A 16,336-nucleotide genomic window follows, 5' to 3' on the forward strand; every position below is an offset into this window, starting at 1 on the left:
GAGGAGCGGTTGGTCCGAATCAGGTTATGCAAATTCGAGCGCGGTCAGAAGATCTTCAACGAGATCTTCGGCGTCCTCGAGGCCGACCGAGCATCGAATTACGTCCTCGCCGAGGTTGATGCAGAATTGGCTGCCGACAAGAGACAGATGACGGGCACTGGTGAGCCGAGCTGAACTGCAAATGAAGCTACCGACCTCCGCCAGATCTCCGCCTGACTTGATCAGGCTCAGTCTCTTGATCATTGCCGTGGCGCCCTCCGGGCCCGTCTCAAGCGCAAAGGCAAGCATCCCCGAGCCGCCCGACATCTGACGGCGTGTGATTTCATGATCGGGATGGGATGCGAGGAAAGGATATCTCACCCAGGCAACCGAAGGATGGGCCTCGAGCGTCAGAGCAAGGGCGTGCGCGGTATTGCAATGCTGATACATTCTGAGCGCCAGAGTGCTCAGCCCGCGCAGGATCAGGAACCCAGCTTGCGGTGAGATGGCGGCGTCAAGGCGCTCGCGCTGGCTTTCGTCGCGCAACTTTCGAATATCCGCCGCCGTCCCAAGCAATGCTCCGCCAACCGTATCACCGTGCCCGTTCATGTATTTCGACAGTGCGTGCAGGACGATGTCAGCCCCATGTTCAAGCGGCCTTTGGAGGGCCGGCGTCGCAAATGTGCTGTCAACTGCCACCTTGAGGCCAAACGCGTGGGCGTGTTCAGAAATGGCCGCGACATCCAGAACGCTGTTCAGTGGATTGGTGGGCGTATCGAAATACACCAATCTTGTCCGGTCGGCGATCGAACGGCCGATCACGTCCGGCTCCGAAAGATCCACAGCCACGAGCCTTGCGCCGACCGCCGAAACGATCTCCCGCATCAGGTAAGCTGTGTCGGTGCAGACCGGCCTGTGAACAATCATCTCGTCTCCGGCAGCAAGAAATGACCGGGCAAGGGTGCGAAAGGCAACCAGACCTGAGGAGAGGACAAGCCCGGCCTCCGCTCCTTCAAGACGGGCAAGCTTGTGCTCGAGCAGCCATGTCGCCGAACGGTCTCCGTCCGCGCCGCCTGGGTGGACAAGTGTGGTCCGACCGCAGACAGAAGCCGATGATCCACTACGAAGAGCGGCAATCGCAGTAGACGGGAACGGCTCATGTATGGAGCGGGTCGAAAAGCCGAGATCATTGACGTCAGGCGAGGCCTTGCCCGAAACTGGCGGATCTGCCGTTATTTTGCTGCTCATCTGCGCCCCGATCGTCGATCGCTAAAGACCCGTCCTCACCCGAGGTCGCTGCAGTTCCGCCACAGCCATTACGAACCGCAGTTCATCGTTTCCACAATTCATGTAGGCATGCTTGTCTTCGGTTCGCGCCAGAACGGACGACCCCGCATGAACCAAGTGCTCGCTGTCTGCAAGCCTCAGCGTGAGCTCACCCGTTTCGACGTTAAGGAGCTCGAGTGTGCCAGGCGAATGGCCGGGAGATTCAAATATCTCGCCCGGGAAAAGCGTCCAGCGCCACAGCTCGATCTCGTCCGGCCCGTGGGTTCCCACCAGAAGTGTCGCGCTTCCGCCCTTCGGACCGTGCCACAGGGTCGATGCGTCTTGTGGTGGGACGATGCGAACAGGAACACTCGACGCGACGCCGACGAAATCCGCAACCGACACACCCAAGGCGGTGGCGGCCCGGCAGAGCGTCGCTATGCTGGGATTGGCTGTTCCCTTCTCAATCTCGACAAGCATGCCCTTGCTCACGCCGGACTTGCGGGACAGTTCGTCGAGCGTCAGCCCGCTTTGGCGCCTGAAGGTTTTCAGGTTCTGCGAGACGGTTGCGCTGACGCGCTCGACATCAGCGACCGCTTCGGTCGATATATTGACTTTCTCTTCCATGGTCGGTATTATAAACTAAATTGGTCAATGGGAGCTAGAGGGCATGTTGGATTTTCCGCTCATCGACAGGTCTGTCGCAGAAATAGCGCCGGATTTCCGTGCGATCAGCATCTTGGTTGATGCCAGCGATCCGACCCGCGGGCCAATGGCGCGCGACGTCTTGGGGGAAGCCTGTGATTTCGTCCGCGCCGGTGGACCACAATGGGGCGACGCGCATCTTGCCAGTTGGGCAGACGTCTATAGCCGTTTCGGGGCCAAGCCCAACCGGACGCCATGCTCTGCACAGGCGCTTAAGAAGCGGGTTGAAAAGGACCGTCGCCTACCCTCCATCAATCCGTTGGTCGACCTCTATAATGCCGTCAGCCTGCGTTTTGCTGTGCCCGTCGGGGGCGAGAATTTTGATGCCTATGTCGGCAAGCCGCGGCTGTCGATTGCCGACGGCACGGAAGCCTTCGACAGGGTCGCGAATGGCGAGGCGATCATCGAGCATCCGTCCGTTGGTGAGGTGATCTGGCGCGACGATATCGGCGTGACATGCCGCCGGTGGAATTGGCGCCAGGGAACGCGCACGCGCCTGGATTCCATCGGTGGTCGAATGTGGTTCATCCTGGAGAGCCTCGGAACAATGCCAGAGGAGGCACTGGAGGAGGCGGCCAACATGCTGGTCAACGGTCTTCGGCAACTGGCGCCGCGGTGCGAAATCTACCGCCAGAACCTTCTTCCGGCATAGGTGGCGCCTGCAGAGCAAGTGACGAAAGTCAGTATATTGACCTTTGGCCGCTGACCGTTGGTGGAAGCCAGCTGACAACCGGCGTCATTCACTGACACATCGAACAATTTTTCACCGCGGCGACGCGGCGGCGGCGAAGCTTTGCCCGGAGGAGCGGGCGCTCGTCGCATCGCAAAGGAGGAACAATGCGCACTGAGAAACACGCGCCCGCTCTGGTCGTGAGTGAAGTTCACAAGAGCTACGGAGCCCATAAGGTCCTTAAGGGCGTTTCCCTCTCGGCCGAGAAGGGCGATGTCGTCTCGATTATTGGATCGTCAGGTTCGGGCAAGAGCACCTTCCTGCGCTGCATCAACTTCCTTGAGATTCCGGATCGTGGTTCCTTCCGCATCAATGGCGAAGAAGTCGCGTTCCGAAGCGGGCGCGGTGGAAAATCGCAACCCGCGAACTGGCGTCAGATCGAAAGGCTGAGAACCGGCCTGGGCATGGTCTTCCAGAGTTTCAACCTCTGGCAGCACATGACTATCCTTGAGAACGTCATCGAAGCGCCGGTGCATGTGCTCGGGGTCGAGCGGGCTATAGCCATCGAGAAGGCCGAAGCGCTGCTGGCCAAGGTCGGCCTTTACGACAAGAAGGACGCCTACCCGGCCTTCCTGTCCGGCGGACAACAGCAACGCGCCTCTATTGCTCGCGCACTCTGCGTTGATCCCGCCGTCATGCTGTTCGATGAGCCGACATCCGCCCTTGATCCCGAGCTTGTCGGGGAGGTGCTGAAGGTCATCCGCGGCCTCGCCGAGGAGGGCCGCACCATGATTATGGTCACCCACGAGATGAAGTTCGCTCGCGATGTCTCGGCGCGCGTCATGTTTCTGCACCAGGGCCAGGTTGAGGAGGAAGGTTCCCCCGCACAGGTCTTCGGCGCGCCCACGAGCGCTCGCTGCAAAGAATTCGTTGCAGCCGGTTCGCACTGACCACTCAATCTTTTCAACAGCAAAAAGGGGAATGCAAATGAAGCATCTGGGAAAAGCTCTGGCCATCGGCATGTTCATGATGGCGGCAAATGCGCATGCCGAAATCCGCTTTGGCATCGTCAATGAGGCCTATCCGCCTTACACGACCAAGGACGCCTCCGGCAAAGCGATCGGCTGGGAAATCGACCTGATGGACGCTGTCTGTGAGGAGCTGAAGGAAAATTGCACGATCGTTGACGTCGCGTGGGATGGCCTCATCCCGGCGCTGGAAAGCAAGAAGATCGACGTGATCTGGTCCTCCATGTCGATTACCGACGAACGCAAGAAGCGGATCGACTTCACCGACAAGTACTATTCGGCGCTGGCTGGGATGATCGGCCCGAAGGACGGCGCCATGGGGGTCACGGCCAAGGAGCTGAAGGACAAGACGGTGGGCATTGCCGTCTCGACCACCCAATCCGCCTATTTCAAGAAACACTTTGCCGACGTCGCGAGCGAGAAGAGCTATGCGACGGTCGATGAGTCCTTCCAGGACCTTGCCTCCGGACGCATCGACTACGTCTTTGCCGACACCGGCCCGCTCAAGGAGTTCCTGAAGACCAACCTCGGAGAGGAGTGCTGCGAGTACAAGGGCAATGTCGAGCCGGACGACACCATCCTCGGGGCGGGGGTCGGCGGTGGTGTGCGCAAGGGCGACGACGCGCTACGCGAAAGACTGAACGCCGCCATCAAGGCCGTCAGGGACAGCGGCAAGTATGCCGAATTCAGCAAGAAGTACTTCGACTACGACCCCTATTGAGAGCGAAGCGGTTGCAGATCGCCACACAGCTGTGTGGCGATCCCCTGCCCTGACTGGAAGGCTTCCCATGAACCCCACACATTCAGCGCTGGATCTTCTGTCCATCGCTCCTCCCGGCTGGGGAGGCGTGCTCCTTGCGGGTGCCCTGGCCACTGTCCTGATCTCGTCCGGAGCATATCTGGTCGGGATGCTAATCGGACTGTTCGGCGCGCTCGGAAAACTGAGTGGGTTTCGGCTGCTCCAATTCCTGCTTAATGCCTATACCACGATCATTCGTGCCGTACCCGAGCTCATTTTGATCGTTGCCCTCTATTACGCCGGAACTGATGGCCTGAACCGTATCCTCGCCTGGGCGGGACTGGGGCCTATCGAAATTAACGGTCTTGTCGCGGCTGTTGCGGTCCTTGGCTTCGTGCAGGGCGCCTACATGACCGAGGTGCTGCGCGGTGCAATCCTTGCAATCCCTGTCGGGCAACTGGAAGCCGCGAAAGCGTTCGGAATGCGTCCGGCGTTGCGCTTCCGCAGGATCGTTTTGCCAGGCCTCATCCCGAACGCGCTGCCGGGCTTTGCCAATCTATGGATGTCGGTCATCAAGGACAGCGCATTGATCGCCGTCGTCGGCTACCAGGAACTGGCGCTTGCCGCACGTGTCGCAGCAAGCAACACCAAGGAATACATGGTGTTCTTTCTGGCTGCTGCGGTGCTCTACCTCGTCATCACCATAGTCTCGAACATGCTCTTCGCTGCGCTGGAAGCCTACTTCCGTCGCGGACAAAGACCGAATGCGTAAGGGAAGCGGACATGGATTTCAGCTGGATTTTCCCTTATCGCGAGCTCATCCTGCAGGGTGCTTTCCTCACCTGCCTGCTGCTTGTGATCTCGGTGACCTGCGGCTTTGGCCTGGCGGTCCTCCTTGCGATCGCCCAGGTGGGCAAGAACCCCGTCGCACGCTGGCTTGCGAAGGGATACTGCACGTTCTTCCGCGGCACACCGCTTCTGATCCAGCTCTGGCTCATTTACTACGGCCTGGGCACGTATCTGCCCTATGTGCCGGGACTGAGGACAAGTTTCCTGTGGCCGATATTGAGAGAGGGCCTGTTCTTCGCCGCCCTTGCGCTGACCCTGAATTTTGCAGCCTATCAAGGTGAGATCCTCAGAGGCGCCATGTTGGCGGTTCCGAAGGGTGAACTGGAGGCTGCTCGCGCCGTTGGCATGTCGCCTGCCATGATCCTGCGCCGGATCTGGCTTCCCCGTGCAATCCGCATCGGCTTGCCCACCTTCGCCGGAGAAGTGGTCCTTCAGCTCAAGGCCACACCGATCGTATTTTCGGTGACGGTCATGGACCTCTATGGCGCCGCCTACAAGATCCGCCAGGACACGCTGCTTGTCTATGAACCGCTGCTCCTCGTCACCCTCTTCTATGTCGGTCTGACCTTTCTCATCACCCAGGCCTTCCAGAAGCTCGAAAATGCTGTGCCGACGCGCCGCTAGCGCGGCCCTTAAACCCAGAACAATCAGAGGCCCACGACATGTCCAGACCAGACAAACACGAGCTTTCGACGCTCTCCTTCAACACGCTTTCGGTGCATGGCGGCAACGAGATCGACAAGACCTCCGGCGCGATCCGCACACCGATCGTCATGGCCAATTCCTATCTTCTGCCCTACGACCCCTCGACCATGGACTGGTCGGATACGGAGGCGCCTTCCTATACGCGCAATTCCGGTCATAACCAGATCTGCCTGCAGCGCAAGCTGGCGGCCATGGAAGGTGGCGAGGACGCAGCCGTTTTCGCAACCGGTGTCGCTGCCCTTCACGCCGTGTTCTTCACCTTCCTGAAAAGCGGCGATCATGTGATCGTCGGCGATGTCACGTATGAAGCCGTCTGGCGGCTCTTCGCCGAGCTCTTGCCACAGCGCTACAAGATTGAGGCAACGTTCGTCGATATGGGCGACATGGACGCAGTCAGAGCCGCCGTCCGGCCCAACACGAAGCTGATCCATACGGAAACAATCGCCAATCCGACCACAAAGGTTGCCGATATCGGGACACTGGTCTTAATCGCCAGACAAGCTGGCGCGCTTCTGTCAGTCGACTCCACCTTTACGCCTCCCCCCTTTTTCCGGCCGCTGGCGCTCGGCGCCGATCTCGTCATCCACTCCCTGACCAAGTACATCAATGGCCATGGTGATGCGATGGGCGGTGTGGTGGTCGGTTCCAAGGAGCTCATCCATCATGTCAAGGCAGACGCCCTTGTCGATCTCGGCGGAACGATCTCCCCCTTCAATGCCTGGCTAATCACCCGCGGCTCGGTCACGCTTCCATTGCGCCTCAAGCAGCAGTTCGCGACAGCACAGGTCGTTGCGGATAACCTTGTCCGGGACGAGCGGGTTGCCTACGTCACTTATCCCGGGCTCGAAAGCCACGACCAGCACCAACTGGCAAAGGCTCAATTTGCAGGCAAGGGTTATGGCGGCGTCATGGCCTTCGCAGTCGAGGGGGACCCGGACGCCCAGAACCGCTTCGTTTCCAATCTGAAGGTGATCACCTCGGCCGTCTCGCTCGGTCACGACGAGACCCTGATCGTGCACGTCGGGGGGAGCGGCCGCGGAGGCGCCGAACGCTATCCGCTGAACTTCCAGAAATATGGCCATCTGCGTCTTTCCATCGGCCTGGAGGATCCCGAGGACCTCATCGCTGACATCAAGAACGCTCTCGACGAGACCTTCGACCGGTCCTGAAGACGCGAATTCAGACGCTAGCTGCAGCGGGAAGCCCTCTCCTTGGGATCTTCCCGCTATATCAGCGACGTTCTCAAGGAAAACACACTATGCATTGGATTATTCTGCTCATCGCCGGGCTGCTCGAAGTGGTTTGGGCCTTCTATATGAAAAAGTCCGAAGGCTTCACACTGCTCGTTCCGTCCGCAATCACGGTCGCCGCGATGATTGCAAGCGGCGTGCTGCTCTCATTCTCGATGCGGGTTCTTCCGCTCGGTACAGCCTATACCGTCTGGACTGGAATTGGAGCCGTCGGGTCGTTCCTGCTTGGCGTCCTTGTCTTGAACGAGCCCGCTGCCCCGATGCGTATTGTCGCCGGCGCCATGATACTCTCCGGTCTTCTGATGATGAAGCTGTCGAACGCCGGATGAATAGAAGGCTTGCGACGGGCGTTCGCGCGGTGCGGCCCCAGCCTTTACGCGCCCAAGCCCGGACAAGAACAGACTTCGCCAACCGCCAAATGCAGACTGGACTCGAGCCATGATAGACTACCAGGCAGTCAAGGCCGTCGTTTCCGTCATCAGATTGGGCAGCTTCGACAAAGCAGCGCGCGAACTCAGCGTAACACCATCAGCGGTGTCGCAGCGGGTCAAGCAGTTGGAGCAACGTCTCGGCGTCGCGCTGATCGTCAGAGGAAGTCCGTGTTCCGCCACAACGGCGGGTGCGCAGCTCGTCCACCATTTCGAGCGCATTGAACTGCTCGAGCGCCAACTGGCCACCTGCATGCCCGGTCTCACCGGCCCTGGCGCGCTGCCTGAACGCACGACCGTCAGGATTGCCGCCAATCCGGAGTGGATCGGGAGCTGGATCCTGGATGCTGTCTCCGACTTCGTACAAACCGCACCGTTTCTCGTCGATCTTGTTCTGGATGAGACAATTGCGATGCTCGACAGGCTGCGGGCCGGCGAGGTTGTCGCTGCGGTCACCCCAGGCGAGGAACTGCTTGAGGATCACGACAGCCATTCGTTGGGCAGCCTGCGCCTCGTAGCCGTGGCAACACCGGGCTATAGCAGCCGCCACTTTTCGAAAGGGGTGACCCCCGAGGCGATGGTCAAAGCACCTGGTCTGGCCCTGGGGCCGACGGACCCCTTTGCGAAGCGATGGGTCAAAGTTGCACTCGGCGATGGTCTCGAGTTCCCGGTGCATCGGCTGCCCTCGCGCGCAAGTATCTTCGATGCAGCCCTCGCGGGCCTCGGATGGGGCATCGTCCCGGTTCACCTTGCTGCGGCCCATCTCAGCTCCGGCACTCTGAGAGAACTGATTACAGGGACAGGTATCGACCTGCCGCTGCAATGGCAGGTTCATCGCGTGGCAGTCCACCAGCTGGCGGGGCTGACCGCGGCCATTGTTCGTCTTGCGCAGCAAAGCCTTAAACTGGGCGGAATTTCATAGATGTCAGTGTTGTTGCAGGTCCCCCAGCAGCTCCACGGATTGCTCGCAAGAGAAGCGATGAGCGCAAGCATCAAGACGCAGGCATTTTGGGCAAAATGCCTCCTCCTTTGGCCAATTTGCGCCGTTCCCACTGAGCGGTCTGCCTCGCATTCTCGGCGAGCAGAAAACGTCATTGGTGTCATTGGAGGATTGTCATGACCGTCTACAACATTGCTCTCATCGGCTTTGGCGGCGTAAACCGCGCTTTGGCCGAGCTTATTGCGACAAGGAACCCGCTGTGGGAACAGGAGCTCGGGTTTCGTCTGAACATTGTCGCGGTGAGCGATCTTTATCTGGGCTCCGTGATCTCGCCAAACGGGCTCGACGCGAAGACGCTGATTGACGCCAAGTTCACCAAGGGTGGGTTCGGCCAACTCTCAGGCGGCAGTGCGGGAGCGGACAACGAAACGATCATCAGGACCGCGCCGGCAGACATTGTCGTGGAGGCTACGTTCACCAACCCAACCGATGGCGAGCCCGCAGTCTCCCATTGCCGCTCAGCGCTTGCAAGCGGCAAGCATGTGGTCACGACGAACAAGGGTTCGGTGGCACTTGCCGCGTCGGAGCTGAAGGCCCTCGCCAAGGCGAATGGCGTCCGGTTCGAGTACGAGGGTTCCGTGATGAGCGGGACGCCGGTGATCCGGATGGCCGAGAAGACACTCGCAGGCGCCGAGGTCGATGGTTTCGAGGGGATCCTGAACGGCACTTCCAACTTCGTCCTGGGACGGATGGAAAGTGGCCTGGATTTCGATACCGCCGTCAGGCAAGCACAGGAGCTCGGCTACGCAGAAGCCGATCCCACGGCGGATGTCGAAGGCTTCGACGTCCGCCTGAAGGTTGTCATTCTTGCCAATGAGCTGCTTGGCGCACAACTCAAACCGGATGATGTCTCCTGCAAGGGCATTTCGCAGCTTTCGCCTTCTGACATCAGGGATGCAGCCGAGGCCAACAGGCGCTGGAAACTCATTGGTTCCGCCTCCCGGGGCGAAGACGGCCGCGTCATAGGAAGTGTCATGCCGAAGCAACTGCCGTTGGAGCACCCTCTCGCCGCAGTCAACGGTCCAACCAATGCAGTTTCGTTCAGCACGAAGCTACTCGGCTCCGTGACGGTTACCGGACCCGGTGCGGGGCGAATTGAGACCGCCTATGCTCTTCTGTCCGACGTCGTGGCAATTCATACCCAAAGCACCTCCGCCCTTGCAAAAGAGGCCGCATGATGCACGGCCTCGCCCTGAACGCACCCTTCTCAAGCGATGAGATCGTCGTGCGCAACCCTTTCGACGGATCGGTCGTCGGAACCGTTCCAAGCAGCGATGCTTCTTGCGTGAGCAGCCTTATCGAACGTGCCCGCCGCGGAGCGGAGGCCGCCAAAGCTCTGCCGCGCCACAAGCGAGCTGCGATCCTCGAAAAGGCAGCCGCCGCCATCGAGGCGGCGCATGAAGAATTCGCGCTTCTGATCGTCAAAGAGGCCGGCAAAACGATAACCCAAGCCCGCAAAGAGGCGACCCGATGCGTCAACACCATAAAACTCTCGGCCGATGAGGCCAAACGCAACGCCGGCGAGGTCATTCCGTTCGAGTCCTATGCTGGGTCCGAGGCCCGGCAGGGATGGTACACCCGGGAGCCGCTCGGGATCATTACGGCAATCACCCCTTATAATGACCCGCTGAACCTGGTCGCCCATAAGCTTGGGCCGGCGATTGCCGGTGGAAACGCCGTGCTCTTAAAGCCGTCTGAGCTTGCTCCCCTGTCGGCGCTCAAATTGGTCGACGTTCTGGTGGAAAGCGGCCTTCCAGAAGAGATCGTGACGGTTGTCATTGGTGGCGCTGAACTTGGCAAGGCACTCGTCTTGGCAAGAGATGTGCGAATGATTTCGTTCACGGGCGGATTTGCCACGGGGGAGGCAATCGCCAAGGCTGCAGGCATCAAGAAGCTGGCGATGGACCTGGGAGGCAATGCACCAGTCATCGTCATGGAGGACTGCAATTTTGTCGCTGCGGTCGACGGCTGCGTGTCTGGAGCCTACTGGGCGGCCGGTCAGAACTGCATTGGCACCCAGAGGATCCTGATCCAGCGCTCTATTTATGAGCGGTTCAAGTCGGAGTTCGTTGCAGCCACAAAAATGCTCAAGACCGGAAACCCACTTGAGCCCGACACCGATGTCGGCCCGATGATTTCGGAACGGGCCGTTCAACGCGCAACGGCGATGGTCGACCGCGCCATGGCTTCTGGCGCCAACCTTCTTTGTGGCCACAGCCCGGCGGGCAACCTTTACCCGCCGACGGTCTTGGAAAATGTTCCCTTCGGTTGCGACCTATGGAGCGAAGAGGTGTTCGCCCCGGTCGTCATCCTCGAACCCTTCGATGCGCTCTGCGATGCCATCCGCCTTGCGAATGCGCCAGATTACAGTCTGCACGCCGGTATATTCACAAATGACCTCGAGGGAGCCCTCGAGGCGGCCAGCGGGATTGATGCCGGAGGGATCATGATCAACGACTCTTCCGACTACCGGTTCGACGCTATGCCGTTCGGCGGCTTCAAGTATGGCAGCATGGGCCGTGAAGGGGTGCGCTTTGCCTTTGAAGACATGACCCAGCCAAAGGTCGTCTGCATCAACAGGCTGAAACGGCAATAGATCACCAGCCAAAAAGCCCATCAGCAACATCAGGAGTACCATTTTGTTCAAAGGTTCCATCACCGCACTTGTTACACCCTTTGCTGATGGGCGTATTGATGAAGGCGCGCTGCGCGCCCTTATCGACTGGCAGATCGAGGAGGGATCATCCGGGCTGGTCCCATGCGGAACGACAGGCGAAAGTCCGACACTCACGCATGCCGAGCACAAGCAAGTTGTCGAGATTACGGTCGAAACGGCCGGCGGCCGCGTCCCGGTCATTGCAGGGGCAGGCTCGAACAGCACGGCAGAGGCAATCGACTTCGTTCGCCATGCACAGGAAGCCGGCGCCGATGGATTGCTGGTCGTCTCGCCCTATTACAACAAGCCGACGCAGGAGGGCATCTATCAGCATTTCAGAGCCATAGATGCGGAGGCCGAGATCCCGATCATCGTCTACAATATTCCGGGTCGCAGTGTGATCGACATTCAGGTGGAGACGCTGGCGCGCATCTTTTGCGACTGCAAAAATGTGAGCGGCGTCAAAGACGCCACCGGCAATCTTCTGCGACCTTCACTGGAGCGCATGACCTGCGGCAAGAACTTCAACCTTCTGACCGGGGAAGACGGCACAGCCCTCGGCTATATGGCCCACGGCGGGCACGGGTGCATTTCTGTGACCGCCAACATTGCACCGCGCCTGTGCGCTGAATTTCAGCGCGCCTGCCTTGGGGGCGACTTCACCTCGGCCTTGGAGCTCCAGGATCGTCTGATGCCATTGCACCGGGCGCTCTTCCTGGAAACAAACCCCGCTGGACCAAAATATGCCCTGGAGCGGCTGGGCCGCATCCGTCGGGACCTGCGATTGCCTCTTGTTCCCGTAAGCAGCTCGGTTCGCGAACAGATCGATCGGGCGATGCTCCACGCTGGCATCTTGAGTTGAGGTCACCGATGAAGATCGATCGTATAGAAACTGACCTCATCGGGCCTCTCTCCATTCCCGCGGGTAAGCTGTTTGGCGTGCATACTCAGCGCGCGGAGGAGAATTTCAACGTCACAGGCTTCCGCCTGAGAGACTTTCCCGAGCTCATCCAGTCGGTGGCGATGGTGAAGCAAGCCGCGGCGCTGACCAATATGGAACTCGGACTGCTGTCTTCTGAGAAAGCTCTTGCGATCGCAGAGGCGTGCGAAGATCTCATCGAACTAAGAGCGATTGATGACAATTTTCCAGTGGACATGATGCAAGGCGGAGCGGGCACCTCCACCAACATGAACGTCAACGAGGTCGTGGCCAATCTTGCTCTTCTCAAGCTGGGCGCCAGCGTCGGAGACTATTCCACGCTTCACCCGAACGACGACGTCAACCTCTCGCAGTCGACTAACGATGTCTACCCGACAGCGATCCGGTTGACCCTGTTGCGCACCTGCGACGCGCTCATCGCCGCGCAGGTCATTCTTCGGGACACTTTCCGTCGGAAAGGTGCTGAATTCGCGGATGTCATAAAGGTTGGACGCACGCAGCTCCAGGACGCCGTGCCCATGACTGTCGGCCAGGAGTTCGAAGCCTTTGCGGAACTGATCGACGAGGACATCATCCAGGTGCAGTCTGCCAAGAAACTTCTTCAGGAGGTCAATCTTGGCGGCTCTGCAATCGGAACCTCGATCAATGTGCCGCCGGCCTTTCCGAGCGTTGCGTGCAGAAAGCTCTCCGAGATCTCCGGTCTGCCGCTCATGACAGCTCGTAACCTGGTGGAAGCGACATCGGATACAGGCGGGTTTGTCGCCTTCTCAGGCATTCTCAAACGAATCGCCGTCAAGATGACGAAGATCTGCAACGATCTGCGGCTCTTGAGCAGTGGCCCGATCGGGGGACTGGGTGAGATTCGGCTGCCGGCGATGCAGGCAGGCTCCTCGATTATGCCCGGCAAGGTCAATCCGGTCATTCCGGAAATGATGAATCAGATCGGATTTCAGGTGATTGGCAATGACCTGACGGTGACGCTTGCCGCAAGTGCCGGACAACTGCAACTCAATGCGATGGAGCCGGTCATTGTCCTGAACATCCTGCTGTCAATACGCATGCTGACCAGAGGGATGGAAATCTTCGCCAACCGGTGTGTGGCGGGGATCGAGGTCGATAAGGATCGTTGTAAGGCCTTGTTGGACCAGTCTCTCGTTCTGGCCACCCCGCTAGCAAAGCTGATCGGCTACTCCAAGGCGGCTTGGCTGTCGAAGAGAGCACTATCTGAAAAGAGAAGTCTGCGCTCCATCGTCGAGGAAGACGGATGCCTGACCAAACGGCAGATCGAGGAAATCTTCAGCGACTACGCGGCGTTTGCAAACGCCCCGCAGCGCACGTCCGCATGAGGGGAAGCCATGGCGGTATTTACCGAACTGTCTGACGAAGACCGCCACGCGATCGTGGAAGCTTACGGCTTGACAGGTTTGTCCTCCGTTATCGGCATCGCCGACGGCGATCGCGAAACGACCTATCTGTTCCGGTCTGCCGAAGGGGAGTTCATCGTGACCCTGTTTGAAAACGGGGCGGAGCCGCTCGACCTCGAGCGCGCTTTCACAACGATGGAAACGCTGCACAGGGCGGGTGTTCCCTGCCCCGAGCCCAGGCGCACCGTCGACGGCAATGCCACGTTTCAGGCTGCGGGTCGGCTTGTAGCCATCGTAAGCTTCGTGTCCGGGTCATCGACAAGTGACCCTTCGCCAGCCAAATGTGGGAGTGTGGGTCGCGTTATGGGCCAGATACACATGAGCTTGCAGAGTGGGCTCAACCGCCAGCCTGACTTACCATCGGGGCCCGTACATGGTGCATTGGTCTTCGCGAATGTCTTTTTTCTTGGCGATAAAGTCAGCGGCGTCATCAACTTCAGGCTTCGCCATGATGACGCCCTTATCGCTGAGATCGCCGACGTTCTCGTTGACTGGACAGGCGTGCCCGACGGCGGTTTGGACCGGCGCAAAGCCCATGCGCTCTTGAGCGGATATCAAGCCATCAGAAAGCTCTCGGCAGCAGAAAAAACAGCTTTGCCTGCGTTCGTTCTTGCCTCAACAGCCAAGCGCGCCGCCCTGGGCGCGAGAAGGACGTCAACCCCTGAGTGCGCCCTTGTTGCCTATCATTCGGTCACGCCAGATATGTTCGACCAATAGAGGCGGCAACGGGATGAAATATCTTCTGGACCGAATAGATGAACTGGTACTTGCCGAACTCAAGAACAATGCCCGCATTTCGCACGCGGAATTGTCGGCAAAGGTGAACCTGTCCCGAAACGCCGTGCGGGTGCGCATCGAGCGGCTCGAACGAGAAGGTTTCATCAAAGGGTACACGATCGTCACTGGCGAGGGCGGAAACGACCGCCAGGTGACCACCGCACTCATGTTCGTCTATCGCCATGACCGCATGAGAGGCGGTGACGTCATCAACGTCCTACGCAAAATTCCGGAGGTTGTCGCCTGTGACGTCATGACCGGCGATTTCGACCTGGTGGTGAGGGTCGAGTCTTCGCAAGCCGATCGTATTCGCCAGATCTGGCAGCAAATATCCGAACTCCCCGGGGTACGCGACACTCTCACGGCATTCGCGCTCTCCTCCGTCGTTCGAAAAGCCTGATAGACCCTAAGGTACAATCGGCAGGGCCTTAGCTTGGTCAAAGGACGGCGTATAAGCCCGCCGACAGCAGAAAATTCAAAGCTGGTTTGCGATCACACTATAGCGATGTCGGACCAGGCATCAGATCGTAAGGATGTCGCCATCCTGGCAGATTCCGGATCCTGTCCTTCCACTTGGCGATGTGAGGAAACTCCTCCTGAGGCAGGCCCGTATCTTCGGGCATGTAGACGTAGCCTGCAAGAGACAGGTCCGCGATGGTGGGCCGAGCAGCCACAAGGAATGGTGTTTGCTGCAGGTGATCATCCACGATGCGGTGGGCCGCAATTGCACGTTCCCTCAAGAATTGCGTCACCGCCGTCTCGCCGGTTTTCTTGATGCCATACAGGAAGCGCAAGGTGGCATAGTAGCTGGTGAATTTGTGATTATCGAACAACATCCACCGCCAGATTTCCTGTTTCTCCCGGACGTTTTCGGGACCGAATTGTCCAGTCGCCTCAGCCAGATAGTCGAGAATGAGCGCCGACTGGCTGAGCCTTGCCCCCTTGTGCTCGAGAACCGGAACCTCGCCCTGTTCATTAACCTCCTGTCGCCATTGCTCTCGGTGCGTTTCCCCACCGAAATAGTCGACGAATACCGGCGTCCAATCCATTTCCGCCAAGGCGAGAAACAATGCCACCTTGTAGGAGTTGCCTGACATTGCAAAGCAATGCAGTTTGAATTCGGACATGCTCGATCTCCCTTTAATGGGGCTCATTCAGAAACTGAGAAATTGACTGGCCTTGTTCCACAGAGGCTGGATTGATCCACAACAAGGACCGGTTCGGCTAAAGCACACGATACGTGATCATCAGCGAGCCCGTCAGCAAAACGGCTATGATCGCGGCGGCAAACGGCAACATGGCCCGGTAGACTGTGGGCTCTTGTCCACGACAACCTGCCATATTGCAAACAATAGACATGCGAACTGGTGAAATCAGGTTGAGCGCCAGGGCGGCGGTATGTTGCAGGGCAATCACGGCCGCGACATTGAGGCCCGCTTCCTTCGCAAGACTGACCTGCGAACTCATGAACAGGCCGTTTGCGGCGTTACCACTGTTTGCAAGCGCTCCGAACACTGCCGAGACAAGAGCAAGCCATGTCAACGCGCCTCCGCCGGCTGCGGAATGTATCCCCTCTCCCAATGCCGCGGCAATCCCGGAGCTGGATAGCAGCTCTGCCATCATCGAGAAGATGATGATGGCAAGAATTGCGAGCCGTCCGGTTTTCCAGGCTGTGAGGACTTGCGATCCCAAGCTGGAAACATGACCATAGACGAATGCGCAGATGACAGCGCCTAAAGCCAACCACGTGCCCGCATGAAACAGCGGCGACCAGGCCGGGGCTCCGACGAACGGCTCGAGCCGCCCAGTTTGCAGCAGGAATTCGCTCAGGGGCGAGATCAGCCGGGTTGCCATGAGCCATGTGATGAGGATCGCGAAGGGCGCCATTCTCCGTAGGGCGTCAAGGAGTTGGTCTGCATT

General features: G+C 59.1%; 18 protein-coding genes. 14 read left to right on the top strand and 4 right to left on the bottom strand.

Annotated features, from left to right (window positions below; genetic code table 11):
• Positions 1-24: 24 nt before the first annotated feature.
• Positions 25-1,227 carry a PLP-dependent transferase gene (locus ACQ7C1_RS29615; RefSeq protein WP_430960878.1) on the bottom strand — a complete coding sequence of 401 codons (1,203 nt, stop codon included), beginning with the start codon at positions 1,225-1,227 and terminating at the stop codon, positions 25-27.
• A 21-nt stretch (positions 1,228-1,248) separates the two neighbouring features.
• Positions 1,249-1,872, bottom strand: coding sequence for a helix-turn-helix domain-containing protein (locus ACQ7C1_RS29620; RefSeq protein WP_430960879.1), 624 nt, complete (start codon positions 1,870-1,872; stop codon positions 1,249-1,251).
• Positions 1,873-1,915: 43 nt separating this feature from the next.
• On the opposite strand from ACQ7C1_RS29620, the gene ACQ7C1_RS29625 reads away from it, so the two are divergent.
• The 14 genes from ACQ7C1_RS29625 (at position 1,916) to ACQ7C1_RS29690 (ending at position 14,816) form a co-directional block, all read left to right on the top strand.
• Entirely contained in the window at positions 1,916-2,602 is a 687-nt protein-coding gene (locus tag ACQ7C1_RS29625) for a B3/B4 domain-containing protein (RefSeq protein ID WP_430960880.1), read from the top strand.
• A gap of 185 nt (positions 2,603-2,787) precedes the next feature.
• Positions 2,788-3,570 (top strand): ABC transporter ATP-binding protein, encoded by a 783-nt coding sequence (locus ACQ7C1_RS29630; RefSeq protein WP_430960881.1) that lies wholly within the window; start codon positions 2,788-2,790, stop codon positions 3,568-3,570.
• A 37-nt stretch (positions 3,571-3,607) separates the two neighbouring features.
• Positions 3,608-4,369, top strand: a complete 762-nt coding sequence (locus tag ACQ7C1_RS29635) for a transporter substrate-binding domain-containing protein (protein WP_430960882.1) — start codon at positions 3,608-3,610, stop codon at positions 4,367-4,369.
• A gap of 67 nt (positions 4,370-4,436) precedes the next feature.
• Positions 4,437-5,159, top strand: coding sequence for an ABC transporter permease (locus ACQ7C1_RS29640; protein ID WP_430960883.1), 723 nt, complete (start codon positions 4,437-4,439; stop codon positions 5,157-5,159).
• An 11-nt stretch (positions 5,160-5,170) separates the two neighbouring features.
• A complete protein-coding gene (locus tag ACQ7C1_RS29645) occupies positions 5,171-5,860 on the top strand; it encodes an ABC transporter permease (protein ID WP_430960884.1) in 690 nt (229 codons plus the stop codon).
• A 38-nt stretch (positions 5,861-5,898) separates the two neighbouring features.
• Complete coding sequence (locus ACQ7C1_RS29650) at positions 5,899-7,110, top strand: trans-sulfuration enzyme family protein (RefSeq protein WP_430960885.1); 1,212 nt, start codon at positions 5,899-5,901, stop codon at positions 7,108-7,110.
• 89 nt (positions 7,111-7,199) lie between these two features.
• A complete protein-coding gene (locus tag ACQ7C1_RS29655; RefSeq protein WP_430960886.1) occupies positions 7,200-7,520 on the top strand; it encodes a DMT family transporter in 321 nt (106 codons plus the stop codon).
• A 109-nt stretch (positions 7,521-7,629) separates the two neighbouring features.
• Positions 7,630-8,541: an ArgP/LysG family DNA-binding transcriptional regulator gene (locus ACQ7C1_RS29660; protein ID WP_430960887.1), complete on the top strand. Its 912-nt coding sequence runs from the start codon at positions 7,630-7,632 to the stop codon at positions 8,539-8,541.
• A gap of 194 nt (positions 8,542-8,735) precedes the next feature.
• Entirely contained in the window at positions 8,736-9,797 is a 1,062-nt protein-coding gene (locus ACQ7C1_RS29665; protein WP_430960888.1) for a homoserine dehydrogenase, read from the top strand.
• On the top strand, positions 9,794-11,215 hold the full coding sequence (locus tag ACQ7C1_RS29670) for an aldehyde dehydrogenase family protein (protein WP_430960889.1): 1,422 nt from the start codon (positions 9,794-9,796) through the stop codon (positions 11,213-11,215). Before ACQ7C1_RS29665 ends, ACQ7C1_RS29670 begins: the two co-directional genes overlap by 4 nt.
• Before the next feature lie 43 nt (positions 11,216-11,258).
• Complete coding sequence (gene dapA, locus ACQ7C1_RS29675) at positions 11,259-12,137, top strand: 4-hydroxy-tetrahydrodipicolinate synthase (RefSeq protein ID WP_430960890.1); 879 nt, start codon at positions 11,259-11,261, stop codon at positions 12,135-12,137.
• A gap of 8 nt (positions 12,138-12,145) precedes the next feature.
• Complete coding sequence (locus ACQ7C1_RS29680; protein WP_430960891.1) at positions 12,146-13,561, top strand: aspartate ammonia-lyase; 1,416 nt, start codon at positions 12,146-12,148, stop codon at positions 13,559-13,561.
• Positions 13,562-13,570: 9 nt separating this feature from the next.
• Entirely contained in the window at positions 13,571-14,356 is a 786-nt protein-coding gene (locus ACQ7C1_RS29685; RefSeq protein WP_430960892.1) for a homoserine kinase, read from the top strand.
• A 13-nt stretch (positions 14,357-14,369) separates the two neighbouring features.
• Positions 14,370-14,816, top strand: a complete 447-nt coding sequence (locus tag ACQ7C1_RS29690; protein ID WP_416068740.1) for an Lrp/AsnC family transcriptional regulator — start codon at positions 14,370-14,372, stop codon at positions 14,814-14,816.
• Positions 14,817-14,913: 97 nt separating this feature from the next.
• On the opposite strand, the gene ACQ7C1_RS29695 is transcribed toward ACQ7C1_RS29690, so the two are convergent.
• Positions 14,914-15,543: a glutathione S-transferase family protein gene (locus ACQ7C1_RS29695; protein ID WP_430960893.1), complete on the bottom strand. Its 630-nt coding sequence runs from the start codon at positions 15,541-15,543 to the stop codon at positions 14,914-14,916.
• Between the two features lie 97 nt (positions 15,544-15,640).
• On the bottom strand, positions 15,641-16,336 hold a 696-nt coding region (locus tag ACQ7C1_RS29700; protein WP_430960894.1), incomplete at its 5' end, for an L-lactate permease.

Source organism: Rhizobium sp. Nf11,1, from assembly GCF_050587665.1.
Classification (GTDB): Bacteria; Pseudomonadota; Alphaproteobacteria; order Rhizobiales; family Rhizobiaceae; genus Rhizobium.